The 15678-nt window shown below is 64.4% G+C and carries 13 protein-coding genes and 1 pseudogene; 10 read left to right on the top strand and 4 right to left on the bottom strand.

Annotated elements, in window-relative coordinates:
* The first annotated feature begins 28 nt into the window (after window positions 1-28).
* From P7A97_RS12325 to P7A97_RS12305, 5 genes are all read left to right on the top strand, one after another.
* Window positions 29-1240 carry a pyridoxal phosphate-dependent aminotransferase gene (locus P7A97_RS12325; protein ID WP_277690248.1) on the top strand — a complete coding sequence of 404 codons (1212 nt, stop codon included), beginning with the start codon at window positions 29-31 and terminating at the stop codon, window positions 1238-1240.
* A gap of 4 nt (window positions 1241-1244) precedes the next feature.
* Window positions 1245-1697 carry a hypothetical protein gene (locus P7A97_RS12320; RefSeq protein ID WP_277690247.1) on the top strand — a complete coding sequence of 151 codons (453 nt, stop codon included), beginning with the start codon at window positions 1245-1247 and terminating at the stop codon, window positions 1695-1697.
* Window positions 1698-1785: 88 nt separating this feature from the next.
* Window positions 1786-2658, top strand: a complete 873-nt coding sequence (gene htpX / locus P7A97_RS12315; RefSeq protein WP_277690246.1) for a protease HtpX — start codon at window positions 1786-1788, stop codon at window positions 2656-2658.
* 112 nt (window positions 2659-2770) lie between these two features.
* Window positions 2771-3991, top strand: a complete 1221-nt coding sequence (locus P7A97_RS12310) for a hypothetical protein (RefSeq protein WP_277690245.1) — start codon at window positions 2771-2773, stop codon at window positions 3989-3991.
* 97 nt (window positions 3992-4088) lie between these two features.
* Entirely contained in the window at window positions 4089-4856 is a 768-nt protein-coding gene (locus P7A97_RS12305) for a class III extradiol ring-cleavage dioxygenase (RefSeq protein WP_277690244.1), read from the top strand.
* Between the two features lie 77 nt (window positions 4857-4933).
* On the opposite strand, the pseudogene P7A97_RS12300 reads toward P7A97_RS12305, so the two are convergent.
* The 3 genes and pseudogenes from P7A97_RS12300 to P7A97_RS12290 all read right to left on the bottom strand — a co-directional run bounded on the left by P7A97_RS12300 (window position 4934) and on the right by P7A97_RS12290 (window position 8631).
* Window positions 4934-6668 (bottom strand): annotated as a pseudogene (locus P7A97_RS12300) (DEAD/DEAH box helicase).
* A gap of 242 nt (window positions 6669-6910) precedes the next feature.
* Window positions 6911-7666, bottom strand: a complete 756-nt coding sequence (locus P7A97_RS12295; RefSeq protein ID WP_277690243.1) for a spermidine synthase — start codon at window positions 7664-7666, stop codon at window positions 6911-6913.
* Complete coding sequence (locus P7A97_RS12290) at window positions 7663-8631, bottom strand: AraC family transcriptional regulator (RefSeq protein WP_277690242.1); 969 nt, start codon at window positions 8629-8631, stop codon at window positions 7663-7665. Before P7A97_RS12290 ends, P7A97_RS12295 begins: the two co-directional genes overlap by 4 nt.
* A gap of 105 nt (window positions 8632-8736) precedes the next feature.
* On the opposite strand from P7A97_RS12290, the gene P7A97_RS12285 reads away from it, so the two are divergent.
* Genes P7A97_RS12285 through P7A97_RS12265 form a run of 5 tightly spaced genes read left to right on the top strand, consistent with a single transcriptional unit; the run spans window position 8737 to window position 14359 of the window.
* Complete coding sequence (locus P7A97_RS12285) at window positions 8737-10080, top strand: NAD(P)/FAD-dependent oxidoreductase (protein WP_277690241.1); 1344 nt, start codon at window positions 8737-8739, stop codon at window positions 10078-10080.
* 1 nt (window position 10081) lies between these two features.
* Entirely contained in the window at window positions 10082-11008 is a 927-nt protein-coding gene (locus tag P7A97_RS12280; protein ID WP_277690240.1) for a bile acid:sodium symporter family protein, read from the top strand.
* Window positions 11008-11832, top strand: coding sequence for an SDR family NAD(P)-dependent oxidoreductase (locus tag P7A97_RS12275; RefSeq protein ID WP_277690239.1), 825 nt, complete (start codon window positions 11008-11010; stop codon window positions 11830-11832). Before P7A97_RS12280 ends, P7A97_RS12275 begins: the two co-directional genes overlap by 1 nt.
* Window positions 11832-12572, top strand: coding sequence for a sulfite exporter TauE/SafE family protein (locus tag P7A97_RS12270; RefSeq protein ID WP_277690353.1), 741 nt, complete (start codon window positions 11832-11834; stop codon window positions 12570-12572). Before P7A97_RS12275 ends, P7A97_RS12270 begins: the two co-directional genes overlap by 1 nt.
* Window positions 12569-14359 (top strand): amidohydrolase family protein, encoded by a 1791-nt coding sequence (locus P7A97_RS12265; RefSeq protein WP_277690237.1) that lies wholly within the window; start codon window positions 12569-12571, stop codon window positions 14357-14359. The genes P7A97_RS12270 and P7A97_RS12265 overlap by 4 nt, the downstream gene beginning before the upstream one ends.
* Before the next feature lie 344 nt (window positions 14360-14703).
* Here P7A97_RS12265 and P7A97_RS12260 read toward each other — a convergent pair whose 3' ends face one another.
* Complete coding sequence (locus P7A97_RS12260) at window positions 14704-15669, bottom strand: sensor domain-containing diguanylate cyclase (RefSeq protein WP_277690236.1); 966 nt, start codon at window positions 15667-15669, stop codon at window positions 14704-14706.
* Window positions 15670-15678: the final 9 nt, after the last annotated feature.

Here is a 15678-nt window from a genome sequence, read left to right as displayed (position 1 = left end):
CGCAGCATTCGCATCGGGATACAGGATCATGCAGGTCAGCAAATCGAACAAGCTCGCCAACGTCTGCTATGACATTCGCGGACCTGTGCTCAAGCACGCCAAGCGTCTGGAGGAAGAAGGCCAGCGCATCCTCAAGCTGAACATCGGCAACCCGGCACCGTTCGGCTTCGAGGCGCCGGAGGAAATCCTCCAGGACGTGATCCGCAACCTACCCACCGCGCAAGGTTACTGCGATTCCAAGGGCCTGTTCAGCGCGCGCAAGGCGGTGATGCAGTACTACCAGCAGAAGCAGGTGGAAGGCGTCGGCATCGAAGACATCTACCTCGGCAATGGCGTCTCCGAGCTGATCGTGATGTGCATGCAGGCCCTGCTCAACAATGGCGACGAAGTGCTGATCCCGGCACCGGATTACCCGCTGTGGACCGCCTCTGTCGCTCTCGGTGGCGGCAAGCCGGTGCACTACCTGTGCGATGAGCAGGCCGGCTGGTTCCCGGACATCGCCGATATCAAGGCCAAGATCACCCCGAACACCAAAGCCCTGGTGCTGATCAACCCGAACAACCCCACCGGCGCGGTGTACTCCAAAGAAGTGCTGGAAGAGCTGGTCGAGGTGGCACGCCAGCACAACCTGGTGCTGTTCTCCGACGAGATCTACGACAAGATCCTCTACGACGAAGCGGTGCACATCTCCACCGCCTCGCTGGCCCCGGACGTGCTGTGCCTGACCTTCAACGGCCTGTCCAAGAGCTACCGCGTGGCCGGATTCCGTTCCGGCTGGGTGGCCATCTCCGGGCCCAAGCACAAGGCCACAAGCTACATCGAAGGCCTGGATATCCTGGCCAACATGCGCCTGTGCGCCAACGTGCCGAGCCAGCACGCTATCCAAACCGCCCTCGGCGGCTACCAGAGCATCAATGACCTGGTCCTGCCCAATGGCCGCCTGCTGGAGCAGCGCAACCGCGCCTGGGAGCTGCTCAACGACATTCCTGGCGTCAGCTGCGTCAAGCCGATGGGCGCGCTGTATGCCTTCCCGAAGATCGACCCCAAGGTCTGCCCGATTCACAACGACGAGAAGTTCGTCCTCGACCTGCTGCTCTCCGAGAAGCTGCTGATCGTCCAGGGCACCGCCTTCAACTGGCCGTGGCCAGACCACTTCCGCGTAGTCACCCTGCCCCGCGTCGATGACCTGGAGCAGGCCATCGGGCGCATCGGCAACTTCCTCAAGACCTACCGTCAGTAAGCGCATGGATCTGCAGATCGACGAGTTCTACAAGGATGCCGCCGCCGGCATGCTGATGCTCTACCAGGCCTTCCCACGCAAGGTGGCGCTGTACGTGGAAGACCTGATCGGCCGCGAGGAGCCTGACGAATTCGGCCTGCCCAGCAAACGCCACCAGGCCTGCCTGGGTGCACTGCTGTGGCTGGCCGAGGAAGGTTATATCCGTTACGACTCGACCATCGCCTATGACGCGCTGGACCAAGCCGTGCTGACGGAAAAGGGCTTCATCCGTCTGTCCCGTGGCATTCCCCATGCCCTCCCGGAAGGCGAAGCACAGCCCGCCAGCGTGCGCAGGGTGCGTGCCACGCTGGCCTGGCAACTGCGTGAGGCCCTTGGCCAACACAACAGCGAAAAGGTTGCCCGCCTCACTCGGCTGCTATTCGAAAGCGCTCTAAATACGGCCAGCGACATAGTTTGAAATAGAGCCTTGGTTGAAGCTGGGACGGGCGCCCCCTATATAGCTCGCATACTTAGACCGTCTCTCGCCTGAGGAGAAACTTCCTACCATGATGCGCATCGTATTGTTCCTGGCCACCAACCTGGCGGTTCTGCTGATCGCCAGCGTCACCCTGAAGCTGCTCGGGGTCGACCGTTTTACCGGCCAGAACTACGGCAGCCTGCTGGCCTTCTGCGCCGTATTCGGCTTCGTCGGCTCCTTCATCTCGCTGTTCCTCTCCAAGTGGATGGCCAAGATGAGCACCGGCACCGAAATCATCACCCAGCCGCGCACTCGTCATGAACAGTGGCTGCTGCAGACCGTCGAAGAGCTGTCGCGCGATGCCGGCATCAAGATGCCGGAAGTCGGTATCTTCCCCGCCTACGAGTCCAACGCCTTCGCCACCGGCTGGAACAAGAACGACGCCCTGGTGGCCGTCAGCCAGGGCCTGCTGGAGCGATTCTCGCCGGATGAAGTGAAAGCCGTTCTGGCCCACGAAATCGGTCACGTAGCCAACGGCGACATGGTGACCCTGGCGATGATCCAAGGTGTGGTGAACACCTTCGTCATGTTCTTCGCGCGCATCTTCGGTAACTTCGTCGACAAGGTGATCCTGAAGAACGAAGAAGGTCACGGCATTGGCTATTTCGTCGCCACCATCTTCGCCGAGCTTGTTCTGGGGATACTGGCCAGCATCATCGTCATGTGGTTCTCGCGTAAACGCGAATTCAAGGCCGACGAAGCCGGCGCACGCCTGGCTGGCGCCGGCGCCATGATCGCCGCGCTGGAGCGACTGCGCGCCGAACAAGGCGTACCGGTGCAAATGCCTGACAGCCTGACCGCCTTCGGCATCAACGGCGGCCTGAAAAACGGCCTGGCCGGCCTGCTGATGAGCCACCCGCCGCTGGAAGACCGCATCGCGGCACTGCGCCAGCAGCGCTGATCGCCAGCAAACCACGCAAGGGCGGCCTCCGGGCCGCCCTTGTCGTTTCTGCAGTACGAGACTCTAGCGATTGCCTAGACTGGCTGAAGAACCTCATCCACAAGAGGCCGGCATGCCCAGACTTTCGCGTTTCTGCCTACTACTCCTCAGCCTTTTGCCAGTCACCAGCCAAGCGGCGACCATCCGCCTCGACACCAGCGCCGAAGAGCCCTACCAGGTCGTGGTCGACGGCGAACTGAGCGGCCTATCAGTAACCGTACTGGGCTGCATCTTCGAGCAGTTGCAGCAGCCCTACAGCATCCGCCTCACCTCTTTTAGCCGCGCCCGACAGAATGTCAGCAAACAGGTTGCAGATGGCTTCTTCAGCTCTGCCCCGGACAGCCAGGTCGATGGCTATGCCCAGCTTTCCGCCCCCCTGCTGATCGAGAAATGGTACTGGTATGCACTGGATCCACACGTACTCAACCGCCCCATCTGGGACAGCGAGTTGCGTATCGGCGGCGTCCTCGGCAGCAATAGCCTGACCTGGCTGGAATCCCGCGGGCTGCCGGTCACCCAGAAAGTGCCACGCCTGGAGCAGCTCCTGGCCTTGCTGGAACGCGGCCGCATCGACCTGCTGCTGGCCGACAGCACCGTGATGAGCAACCTCAGCGAAGTCAGCTCACGTGAGAAGCCTTTGCTGCAACGCTTTGTGCGCTACTCCCCGCTGGGCGTGTATTTTTCCCACGACTTTCTCAGTCAGCACCCGGACTTCCTGAAAGCCTTCAACCGCCACGTAGAGAACTGCGCGCCACAGGGCACGCCACTGAGCGCGGCTGAGCAAAGCTACCTGCGCAAACTGGTCAACCGTCACCTGACACGCTGGGGCAAACACCCGGACCTGCTGGCTGCCCTGCGCAGCGATGAGCGCGCCGGCAACAGTGAAGAGCGCATCCGCGAACTGGATCGTCAATGGATGCGCGAACGCCTGCTGGAGGAAAAACCCCTGATCAGACGCCTGCTCAAGGCTCAACCCTCTCGGCTGCTGAACAGCATCGCCTCCCAGTACTCCCCCTTGTTCAACGAAATATTCGTCAGTGACACCAGCGGTCAGCTGGTCGGTATTAGCGAAATCACCAGTGACTACTGGCAGGGAGATGAAGAGGATTTCCAGCAGGCCCTGCGCCTTCACCCTGAACAGGTGTATATCAGCGACATCGAGTACGACGGCTCAGCGCAGAGTTTTCAGAGCAAGGCATCCGCGCCTCTGTACGACCCCGAGGACGGGCGCCTGCTAGGCGTGATCAGCCTGGGGATCAATATTGAAAGCGCCTTCGGCGACAACTTACCCTGACCCGCAACATTGAATTTATCGATTAAAAAAGCGCAAAACATGCGTTATTCATCGAAGGTGTAAAACGAGAAAATGGCGCCATCCACAGGAGAACGCCATGCTACCCAGCCTCTTCATTTCCCACGGCTCCCCCATGCTCGCCCTGCAGCCCGGCGCCAGCGGCCCGGCACTGGCCAGACTGGGGCGCGAGCTGCCACGCCCACGGGCTGTGCTGGTGGTATCCGCGCACTGGGAAAGTGAAGAGCTGCGGATCACGAGTGCCGAGCGCCCCGCCACCTGGCACGATTTCGGCGGTTTTCCCGCCGAGCTCTATGCCGTGCAGTATCCGGCCCCCGGAAACCCTGCCCTGGCCGAACGGACCCGCCAGCTGCTCGTTGACGCCGGGTTCACGGCAAGCCTTGACCCGCAGCGCCCTCTGGACCATGGCGCCTGGGTACCACTGTCCCTGATGTATCCCGCAGCCGATATTCCACTCATCCAGCTCTCGCTCCCCAGCCGCCAGGGCCCTGCCCTGCAGGAGCGCGTTGGCCAGGCCCTGCGCTGCCTGCGCGAGCAGGGCGTGCTGCTGATCGGCTCCGGCAGCATCACCCACAACCTCGGCGAACTGGACTGGCGCGCCGGGCCCGAGGTCATCGAGCCGTGGGCCGGCGAGTTCCGCGACTGGATGGTGGCGAAGCTGCAGGCCGGCGACGATGCCGCCCTGCTCGATTACCGCACCCAGGCGCCCCATGCGCGGCGCAGCCACCCGAGCGACGAACACCTGCTGCCGCTGTACTTCGCCCGAGGTGCCGGCGAAGCCTTCCGCGTCGAGCACAGCGGCTTCACCTACGGCGCGCTAGGCATGGATATCTACAGCTTCGCCTGAATCCCAGTACAGCCGCAGGCCATCCGCGCACCCACAAAAAAGCCCCGCATCTGCGGGGCTTTTGCTCGTGCCGAGGATCAATCCTCGCGGTAGCGGCGCAGCTTCAAAGCCTTGCCGGCGACGCGGGTGTCCTTGAGCTTGCCGAGCAGGCGATCGATGCCGTCTTCCGGTAGTTCGATCAGACTGAAGGTCTCGCGGATCTGAATGCGGCCGATGGCGTCACGCTGCAGGCCACCTTCGTTGAGGATGGCGCCCAGCAGGTTCTTCGCAGCGATGCCGTCGCGGTTGCCCAGGGCAGTGCGGCAACGCACCTTGCCTTCGCTCGGCGCGGCCATCGGGCGACGCTCGCGGACTTCACCACGCTCGCCACGATCATAGGAACGCTCCGGACGATCGCCATCACGCTCACGGCGCTCACGCGGTTCGCGTACGGTCGGCACCAGCGGCTGCTCGCGCTCGACGCTAGCCAGATCCAGGGACTGGCCCTTGGTCAGCTTCTTCAGCAGCGCAGCCGCCAGGGCGCGCGGGCTGCAACCGATGTCGGCGATCAGCTGGTCGAGCAGCGCGCCATGGCTGGCTTCGGCCTCGGCGGTCAGCGGCGCCAGGCCAGTGGTGAGTTTCTTGATCCGGGCATCCAGCACCTGCTGCGGGCTGGGCAGCTTGACCTCGCCCACTTTCTGCCCGGTGACACGCTCGATGACTTGCAGCATGCGGCGCTCGCGTGGCGTCACCAGCAGCAGGGCACGGCCATCGCGACCGGCACGGCCGGTACGGCCGATACGGTGCACGTAGGACTCTGGGTCATACGGCATGTCGACGTTGAGCACGTGGGTGATGCGCGGCACGTCGATACCACGGGCGGCCACGTCGGTGGCGACCACGATGTCCAGGCGACCGTCCTTGAGCGAGTCGATCACGCGCTCACGCTGGTTCTGCGCGATATCGCCGTTCAGCGCCGCAGCCTTGTAGCCTTTGGCTTCCAGGGCAGCAGCCAGATCCAGGGTGGCTTGCTTGGTACGTACGAAGGCGATCAGCGCGTCGAATTCCTCGACTTCCAGCAGGCGGGTCACGGCGTTGATCTTCTGATCGGCGTGGATCATCAGGTGCGCCTGCTCGATGCGCGAGACGGTCTGGGTCTTGGCAGCGATCTTGACGTGCTTGGGTTCGCGCAGGTGCTTCTCGGCGATGGCGCGAATGGAATGCGGCAGGGTGGCGGAGAACAGCACGCTCTGGCGGCTTTCCGGCATGGCCTGGAAGATCACTTCCAGGTCGTCCATGAAGCCGAGCTTGAGCATCTCGTCGGCCTCGTCCAGCACCAGGTGGCGGATGGTCTTGAGCAGCTGGTCGTTGCGGCTCAGGTGGTCGACCAGGCGGCCGGGAGTCGCCACGATGATTTGCGCACCCATGCGCAGGGACTTCAGCTGCGGGCCCATGGGCGCGCCGCCATACACAGCCACCACGGAGACCCCGGTCAGCTGCTTGGAATAGGTTTCGAACGCGGTGGCCACCTGCAGGGCCAGCTCGCGGGTCGGCGCCAGGATCAGCGCCTGCGGCTCGCGCTTAGCCGGGTCGATCTTGGACAGGATCGGCAGGGCGAAGGCGGCGGTCTTGCCGGTACCGGTCTGGGCCTGGCCGATCATGTCGTGGCCGGCGAGGATCATCGGGATCGCCTGGGCCTGAATGGGGGACGGCTCTTCGTAACCCACTGCGGTCAGCGCAGCGAGAATGGAAGGATGAAGGCCGAGATCGGCGAAAGTGCCGGTTACTTCCTGAGTCATGGGACTGCCTCTATGTGCATCCGCAAAGACCCAGGAACAATGGCTGCGCGTGCCGTTGAAGGACCTTTTGGGTCACCCTGGCAGCCGATAGACGGGTAATTGCGAAAACGTGATGAATGAAACGTCAAGGGTAGTTCGCAGAGCGAACCCGCAGCGAAGCAAAGCTTTGTAAAAGTTGACGAGGCCGTTTTGGCCGGGCGCGGATCATACAGGAAAAAGCTGACGAAATGGCAGGATTTTTGCCGATGGCGGCTATGTAACCGACGACAGGCAGCCTCAACTGGCCGGTCGCAGCACCTCCAGCAGAGGCTGCAGCGAATAGCGCAGACGCGGTGCCAGTGCCGCGGCACGCGCCTGCAGCCCAGCCAAATCAAGCTCCTGATCGAGATCGGCCGGCACCAGCAGAATGACGTTGCCCTCCTTCACCGGGATTTCCCAGTAATGGCGATGGAACAGGCCGCGCAGCAGCGCCGCCCCCAGCGGCTTGCCGTCGTCATTGCCCCACTGGTTGATCACCAGCCAGCCGCCCGGGTTGAGGCGCTGCTGGCAGGCTTCGAGAAACTTCCAGGCCAGGTGCGCGGCAGCCGGGCCGGTGTCGGTGTAGAGATCGACAAACAGCAGGTCGCAGGTTTCCGCCGTACTCACCAGTTCCAGGGCATCGCCAATGCGGATGGTCAGGCGCGGATCATCCGCCAGGCCCAGGTGATCGATGGCCAGGCGCGGGACCTCGGGCCGCAGCTCGATCACCTCGACATCATCGAGTTCGAGAAACTCCAGGCAGGCCTGGGTCAACGTACCGCCTCCCAGGCCGAGAAACAGCGCGGATTCCGGTGCCGCATGGCACAGCGCGCCAACCAGCATGGCGCGGGTGTAGTCATATTCCAGCCAGCTGGGATCACGGGTATAGGTGCAACTCTGCTCGATGGCCTCGCCGAATTCGAGGAAGCGGTAGTCGCCCACCTCCAGCACGCGAATTACCCCCCAGGCGTCGCGCACTTCCTCCAGCAGCACTTCTTCCAGTTCCGGATTCATGCGCCCAGGCCCTGGCGGAACTGCCCTGGCGTGATGCCCGTCCAGCGGCGGAAGGCCTTGGCGAAGGCGCTCTCGTCGGAGAAGCCCAGCGCCTCGGCCACTTCGGCCAAACGCGACGAATCACGCAGCAACTGCTCGGCCATCTGGTGCAGTACCTGGTCGCGCAGCAGCTTGAAGCTGGTGCCTTCCTCGGCCAACTTGCGGTTGAGATGGCGACCGCTGAGGTCGAGCTGTTCGGCAATGCGCTCCTTGCCCCAGCGCGGCTGCTGGCGCAGCTGCTGCTGTACCTGCGCCGCCAGGCTCTGCTGGCCAAGCCGTTGCAACAGATCATCGGCCAGGCCGCGCAAATGCTCGCGCATCAGCGCGTTGGCCTGGATCAGCGGCGTGTTGAGCTCATCCCGCTCGAAGGCCAGGAAGTTCTCGCCGCAGGCAAACTGCAACGGGCAACCCAGCAACTCGATGTAGCGCGCCTCATCGGCCCGCGCCGGGTGGGCGAAATGCAGTTCCAGTGGCTGGGCACGCTCGCCGGTAATCCAGCGGGTCATGTGCGCCAGGCTGGCCAGGACTGCCTCGACCCGCTCCTCGCGGCGCACCGCATAACGCGGCTGATACACCAGGCGCAGCGCGTCACCCTCCTCATGCAGGCTGAACTCGCCCCCCTCGCCGACGATGGGGTAGTACTCCAGCAGGGCTTCCAGTGCTTCACCCAGGGTTTCGCAGCTCATCAGCAGCGCGCCGACCATGTCCAGATGCCCAACCTGCAGGGCATTACCCAGGCGCAGGCCGATCAGAGGATCGGCGGCAGCGACGCAGAAGGCTTCCCACAGTTCGTCCTGACGAACCAGGGGGATACGTCCCTCGCGTGCCAGATCGCGCAGCGTCTCGGGCAACGGCAGGGCCAGGCGCTCGGCGGCCTGGAGGATGGCCTGGGCGTAATGAACGGTGACAGAAGGCGTGTTGCTCATGAGGTCCTAAATTAACCGGGAAGCGTCCTGATTGAGCCGTTACGACCCGGACGGAGCTGCATATGCTTGCGGAACAACTATAGAAACACAATCGAGACGCCTTGCATGCATGCCATTATCGGAGCCGGACCCATGGGTCTGGCAGCTGCCCGCCAGCTACAACGCTACGGTATCCCCTTCGTCGGCTTTGAGCTGAACGCCGATGTCGGTGGCCTGTGGGACATCAACAATCCACACAGCACCATGTATGAGTCGGCTCACCTGATTTCCTCCAAGGGCACCACGGCCTTTGCCGAGTTCCCCATGGCCGATTCAGTGCCGCCCTACCCACACCATAGCCAGATCGGCCAGTACTTTCGCGACTACGCCGAGCACTTCGGTCTGCGCCAGCATTATCAATTCAACACCCGCGTAGTTCGGGTCGAGCGCCTCGACCGCGGCTGGCGGCTGGTCAGCGAGCATGAAGGACGCCAGCGCGAGTGGCAGTTCGATGGCGTACTGATCGCCAACGGTACCCTGCATCGTCCCAACCAGCCAGAATTACCTGGCCAGTTCGCTGGCGAACTGATGCACTCCAGCGCCTACAAGAGCGCCGATATCTTTGCCGGCAAGCGCGTGCTGGTGGTCGGCTGCGGCAACTCGGCCTGCGACATCGCCGTCGATGCCGTGCACCGTGCCAAGTCGGTAGACCTCTCGGTCCGTCGTGGCTACCACTTCCTGCCCAAATTTATCCTCGGCAAGCCCACCGACACCTTCGGCGGAGCGGTGAAACTGCCGCGCAAACTCAAGCAGCTGGTCGACGGCCTGCTGGTCCGCGTACTGGTCGGCAAACCCTCGCAATACGGCCTCCCCGATCCGGACTACAAGCTGTACGAGTCGCACCCGGTACTCAATTCGCTGGTCCTGCATCACCTCGGCCATGGCGACATCCAGCCGCGCGGCGATATCCAGGCGGTCAACGGCCATACCGTGACCTTTGCCAACGGCAGCAAGGCCGACTACGACCTGATCCTGCAGGCCACCGGCTACAAACTCGACTACCCCTTCATCGAGCGCGCCGAACTGAACTGGCCGCAAGGCGCAGGTGCGCCGCAGCTCTACCTCAACGTGTTCCACCCGCAGCACGACGACCTGTTCATGCTCGGCATGGTCGAGGCTTCCGGCCTCGGTTGGCAGGGTCGCGCCGAGCAGGCCGAGCTGGTGGCACTGGCCATCCGTCACCAGCAGTGCGCCAGCCTGGCGGCCAAGCGCTTCCGCGACACCGTGCTGACCCAGACCGGTCAGCGTCTGGACGGTGGCTTCGCCTACCTCAAGCTCGACCGCATGGCCTACTACGTGCACAAGGACAGCTACCGCAGCGCCATCAAACGCCATATCCAGGAGCTGCGTGGGGCGCTCGACGACGTACCGGCAAGCCCGGCGTCGAGCCAACTGGCGCGGGAGTCCTGAAATGGAAGCGGTACACCTGCAGTTCGATCCCTCCAGCCTGGTGCTGATCAACCTGATCGTGGCGCTGATGATGTTCGGCGTCTCGCTGGAGCTGCGCGCCGACGACTTCCGCCGCGTGCTGCGCGAGCCCAAGGCACCGGTAATCGGCCTGCTGGCGCAGTTCGTCCTGCTGCCGGCGCTGACCTGCCTGGCCACCTGGGCGCTGGACATCGAACCGCAGCTGGCCCTGGGCATGCTGCTGGTGGCGTCCTGCCCGGGCGGCAGCTTCTCCAACATCATGACCTGGATGGCGCGCGGCAACGTCGCCGTGTCGGTGAGCATGACCGCCGTCTCCAGCCTCGCGGCCAGCGTGATGACGCCGCTCAACTTCGGCCTGTACGCCTGGCTCAACCCACAGACCCGTCCGCTGCTCACCGAGATCGCCATGGATCCACTGAGCCTGCTGCTGATGGTTTTGCTGGTGCTGGGCGTACCGCTGGTGCTGGGCATGTTCGTCGGTCGGCGCTTCCCGCAGCTGACTCTGAAGGTGGAGAAGCCGCTGCGCGTCTTTGCCCTGCTGGTGATGCTGGCCTTCGTCGGCCTGGCCTTCGGCCGCAACTGGCAGCAGTTCCTGGAGTACTTCCACCTGTTCTTCTGGCTGGTGGTTGCGCACAACGCTCTGGCCCTGGGCTGCGGCTATTTCAGCGGGCGTCTGGCCGGCCTGCCGGTGGCCGATCGCCGCGCCGTGACCCTGGAAGTCGGTATCCAGAACTCGGCGCTGGGCCTGGTCATCGTCTTCACCTTCTTCCCCCAGGCCAGCGGCATGTTGTTGATCGCTGCGTTCTGGGGCTGCTGGCATCTGGTCAGCGGCCTGTCCCTGGCGCTGCTGTGGTCGCGCCGTCCGACTGATATCCCGGCCAGCAAGCTGGCCGCCGTGGGAGACAAATAATGCGCACCGTACTGATCACTGGCGCCGCCAGTGGCCTCGGCTGGGAACTGGCCAAGGCCTGCCACGCCCGTGGCGACGCCCTGCTGCTGACCGACATCGACGCCAGCGGCCTCGCTGCACGGGCGGCCGAACTGAACAGCGACCGGGTCGAGGCGCTCCCCGGCGACATCACGGACCCGGCACTGCACCAGCAGTTGATCGATCACTGCCGCAACGTATTCGGCCGCCTCGACCTGCTGCTCAACAACGCCGGCATCACCCACCGCTCGCCCACCGTACAGACCGACCCGACGGTATTTCGCAAGGTGATGGCCGTGGACTATCACGCACCGCTGGAGCTGACCCTCACCGCCCTGCCGCTGCTGCGCGCCAGCCGCGGCCAGGTCGCCGCCATCGGCTCCATGGCCGGCTGGATGCCCGTGCTCGGGCGCGCCGGCTACTGCGCGGCCAAGGCCGCGCTGAGCCAGTCCTTCGAAGTCCTGCGCGCCGAACTGGCGCAGGACGGCATCGGCACGCTGATGGTCTACCCGAGCTTTCTCGACACCCCCATCGACCGCAACGCCCTGGGTGCCGATGGCAAGCCGGCCGGCCATGCACGCTCGACCATCGGCAAGATCCGTGGCGCCGACTGGATGGCCAGTGAAATCATCAAAGGCCTGGACGAGCGCCGCGAGCGCCTGTTCCCGGATCGCGGCAGCTGGCTGGCCAGCCTGCTCTGGCGCGCCGCGCCGAGCCTGTACTACCGCAAGATGAGCCAGCGTTTCGCCGGTGAACTGCCGGCGCCCGCCGCCCTGGCGCTGGGTGACGCAGAGGCCCGCTCGTGATGGCATTCGCTCCCTACGCCCTCGGCGGCTTCATCCTGCTGGCCTACACCCTGGAAGCCATCACCGGCTTCGGCAGCATCGTGATCGCCCTGTCGCTGGGTGCCTTGCTGTTGCCGATCGACCAGTTGCTGCCGGTACTGGTGCCGCTGAACATCTGCATGACCGGCTACCTGGTCAGCCGCCACTGGCGCATGATCGACCGCCGCCTGCTACTCGGCACCATCCTGCCCGGCATGGTCGCCGGCACCCTGCTCGGCTACTGGCTGCTGCCGCACCTGGACACCCAGGCGCTCAAGGTCGGCTTCGGCGCGCTGGTGCTGTGGTTCGCCGGACGCGAGCTGTGGCGCCTGCGCAATGCCAGCGCACTGCCGGTACGGCCAGCCTGGCTGACCCGCATCATCACCCTGGGCGCCGGTCTCAGCCACGGCCTGTTCGCCTCCGGCGGCCCGCTGCTGGTCTACGGCCTGGCCGGCACCGCGCTGGACAAGGCGCGCCTGCGCGCCACCCTGGTGACGGTGTGGTTCACCCTCAACAGCCTGCTGACCATCGCTTTTCTGCTCGACGGCCGTCTGCTGCCGGCCCTGCCCCAGGTCGCGACCTACGCCCCGCTGCTGCTGCTCGGCGTCTGGCTGGGCGAGCGCCTGCACCGGCGTTTCGACGAGCGCCATTTCCGTATCGCCATCTACATCCTGCTGCTGGTCACCGGCACCCTGCTGCTGGCCCCCTGGAGACTCGTATGAGCTACGACATCATCATCAAGAACGGCCTGTACTTCGACGGCACTGGCGCCCCCGGCAGCCTGCGCCATGTTGGTATCAAGGACGGCCGCATCGACGTACTCAGCCTCAGCCCGCTGGACGAGAGCGGCTGCCCCGAGGTGATCGACGCTGCCGGCAAGTGGGTGACTCCAGGCTTTCTGGAGATCCACTCGCACTACGACGCCGAAGTGATCGCCGCGCCGGCGCTGAAGGAATCGGTGCGCCACGGCGTCACCAGCGTGACCATCGGCTCCTGCTCGATCAGCATGGTGCTGGCCGACGCCGAGGACTGCTCGGATCTGTTCACCCGTGTCGAAGCCGTGCCGCGCGAATACGTACTGCCGATCCTGCAGGAGAAGAAAACCTGGCGCGACGCCGCCGGTTACCGCGCCTTCTACGACCAGCTGGCGCTGGGCCCCAACGTCAGCTCCTTCCTCGGCCACTCCGAGTTGCGCGTGGCGGTGATGGGACTGGAGCGTGCCACCAGCAAGATCAAACCGACCGAAGCGGAGCTGCAGCGCATGGAGCAGCTGCTGGAAGAGGCGCTGGACGCCGGCTGCATCGGCCTGTCGGTGATGACCACGCGTCTGGACAAGATGGACGGCGACCGTGCCTGGTCCAGCCCGCTGCCCTCGACCTTCGCCAGCTGGAAGGAGTTCTCGCGCCTGTTCGCCATCCTCCGCCGCCGTGGCGCGGTGCTGCAGGGCGCGCCCAACGCGGTGACCAAGGTCAACGTATTCGCCTTCCTCTGGCAGGCCCACGGCTGGTTCCGCAAACCGCTCAAGTGCACCATGCTCACGGCGCTGGACCTGAAGTCGCAGCCGCTGCTGCACCGCTTCACCCGCCTCTCCGGCTGGCTGGCGAACACCGTGCTGCGCGGGCACTTCCGCTGGCAGACCCTGCCGGCACCGTTCACCCTGCGCCTGGAAGGGCTCAATGTGAACGCCTTCGAGGAGTTCGGCGCCGGCGAGATCCTGCGCGACATCAAGGATCCGGACGAGCTCTACGCCAAGGTCAAGGAGCCGGAATTCCGTGCCCTGTTCAAGAAACAGGTCAAGGCCATCCTCACCAAGGGCCTGTGGCATCGCGACTTTTCCGACTGTTGGGTGACCGAGTGCCCGGACGCTTCGATGGTCGGCAAGAACTTCAAACAGCTCGGCCAGGCCCGCGGCCTGGACGCGGTGGACGCTTACTTCGAGCTGGCCTGCCAGTACCGCGAGGCGCTGAAGTGGAGCACCTGCTACGGCAACCAGCGCCTGCCGGTGATGCACAAGCTGCTGTCCAGCCCGTGGACCCATCCCGGCTTCGCCGACTCCGGGGCGCACCTGCGCTCCATCGCCCAGTACAACTTCCCGCTGCGCTTTCTCAAGTACGTGCGTGATGCAGAGATTGCCGGCACACCGTTCATGGAGCCGGGCCAGGCCGTGCGCCGCTGCAGCGGCGAGCTGGCAGACTTCATCGGCGTAGACGCCGGCTATATCCGCGTCGGCGACCGCGCCGACCTGGTGCTGATCAACCCCGAGGGACTCACCGACGAACTGGACGAGATCAGCGAGGCGCCCATGGAAGTGCTCGGCCTGGAGCGGGTGGTCAAGCGTAACGACGCGGCGGTCGAGGCGACGCTGATCAACGGTCGCATCGCCTACCGCCGCGGCCAGGAGTACCCGGACGATCTGGGCAAAGTCCAGAGCTACGGCCGTTTCCTCGAAGGCCGCGATGTACTACCCCGCGCCGAAGCTGCTCGCGCTTTCCAGCCAGTCACCGCCTGACTGCGGATACGCGGCGCGCACCCGCACTACAACAACGTAGCCCGGATGCAATCCGGGCTACGACAAGTGCAGATCAACCGGGGAAAACCCTTCCCCGGTTGCACACGGAAGAATCAAGGCTCCGCAGAAGAGTTGAGCTGTTCCTGGGAGGGAACCATCAAGGCGCCGCCAAGAGCGCCGCAGCTATGCCTGGCGTGAATCTTCCAGCCGAGTTTTCGGGAGACCCACGCCACGTTAAGTATCCGCTCGGGGCCTGCCTGCCAGCAGCCAAGCATTCGCTGGCAGCCAGGCCCCGCGGATACTCCATTATGCGTACCCGCTGATCTGTCAGAGGGAACACCGCTCTACGCCTGACAGGCCCCTTCCTCCCCAGTACTGCAGTGCCCCTGCAACAGACGGTCGCGCCCCTGCTGCTTGGCCTGATAGAGCAGGCGATCGACCGCCTCGATGAAGTCCAGTGGTGAGTCGTGCGCTTCGGGAATGATGGTGCCGACACCCAGACTCAGGGTCAGCAACTGGGCCACCTTCGACTGTTCGTGAGGGATACGCAGGTGGCCGACCAGCTTGCGACAGCGTTCGGCGATCTGCTTGGCCGACTCGGCATCCGTCTCCGGCAGCACCAGCACGAACTCCTCGCCACCGAAACGCGCCACGCAGTCGCGCGGACGGACGGCCGCCGCCTCCAGCGCCTCGGCGACCCGTCGCAGGCAATCGTCACCCTGGATATGGCCATAGTGGTCATTGAACTGCTTGAAGAAGTCGATATCCAGCAGGATCAGTGACAACGGGCGTCGGCTACGCTGGGCGCTGGCCCATTCCACGTCCAGTACCGAGTCGAACATGCGCCGGTTGTTGATGCCGGTCAGGCCGTCCTTGTAGGAGTACTCCTCGAGCTGCTTTTGCAGCGCCAGCAACTGCTCCTCGGTTTTCTTGCGCTCGCTGATATCGAACATGAAGCCGACCAGTGCCTCCGTCTCGCCGGCGGCGTTGCGCAACACATGCACCACGTCACGAATCCACACGTAGCGGCCGTCGGCGGTCAGCGCGCGGTAGTCGGCCTCGTGGTCGATACCGCTCTGCGATTGGGCGATGCAGAAATTCACGACCCGCTCGCGATCTTCTTCGTGAATGCGCTCGGCCCAGTCATTGGCGCTGATCCAGCTTTGCTGGGTCCAGCCCAGCAAGGGTTCGATCTGCGGACCGATATAGGCGAAGGTCATGCTGGCCCAGTCGATTTTCCAGGGAATGGCCTTGGTCGACTCCAGCAGGGTCTTGTACACGGCGCTGTCGGCCTGGAAGGGATCGTTCATGCCAGCGGT

Source organism: Pseudomonas sp. GOM6 (assembly GCF_029537485.1).
Taxonomy (GTDB): Bacteria; Pseudomonadota; Gammaproteobacteria; order Pseudomonadales; family Pseudomonadaceae; genus Aquipseudomonas.
This window is presented reverse-complemented; position numbering and strand designations above follow the sequence as displayed.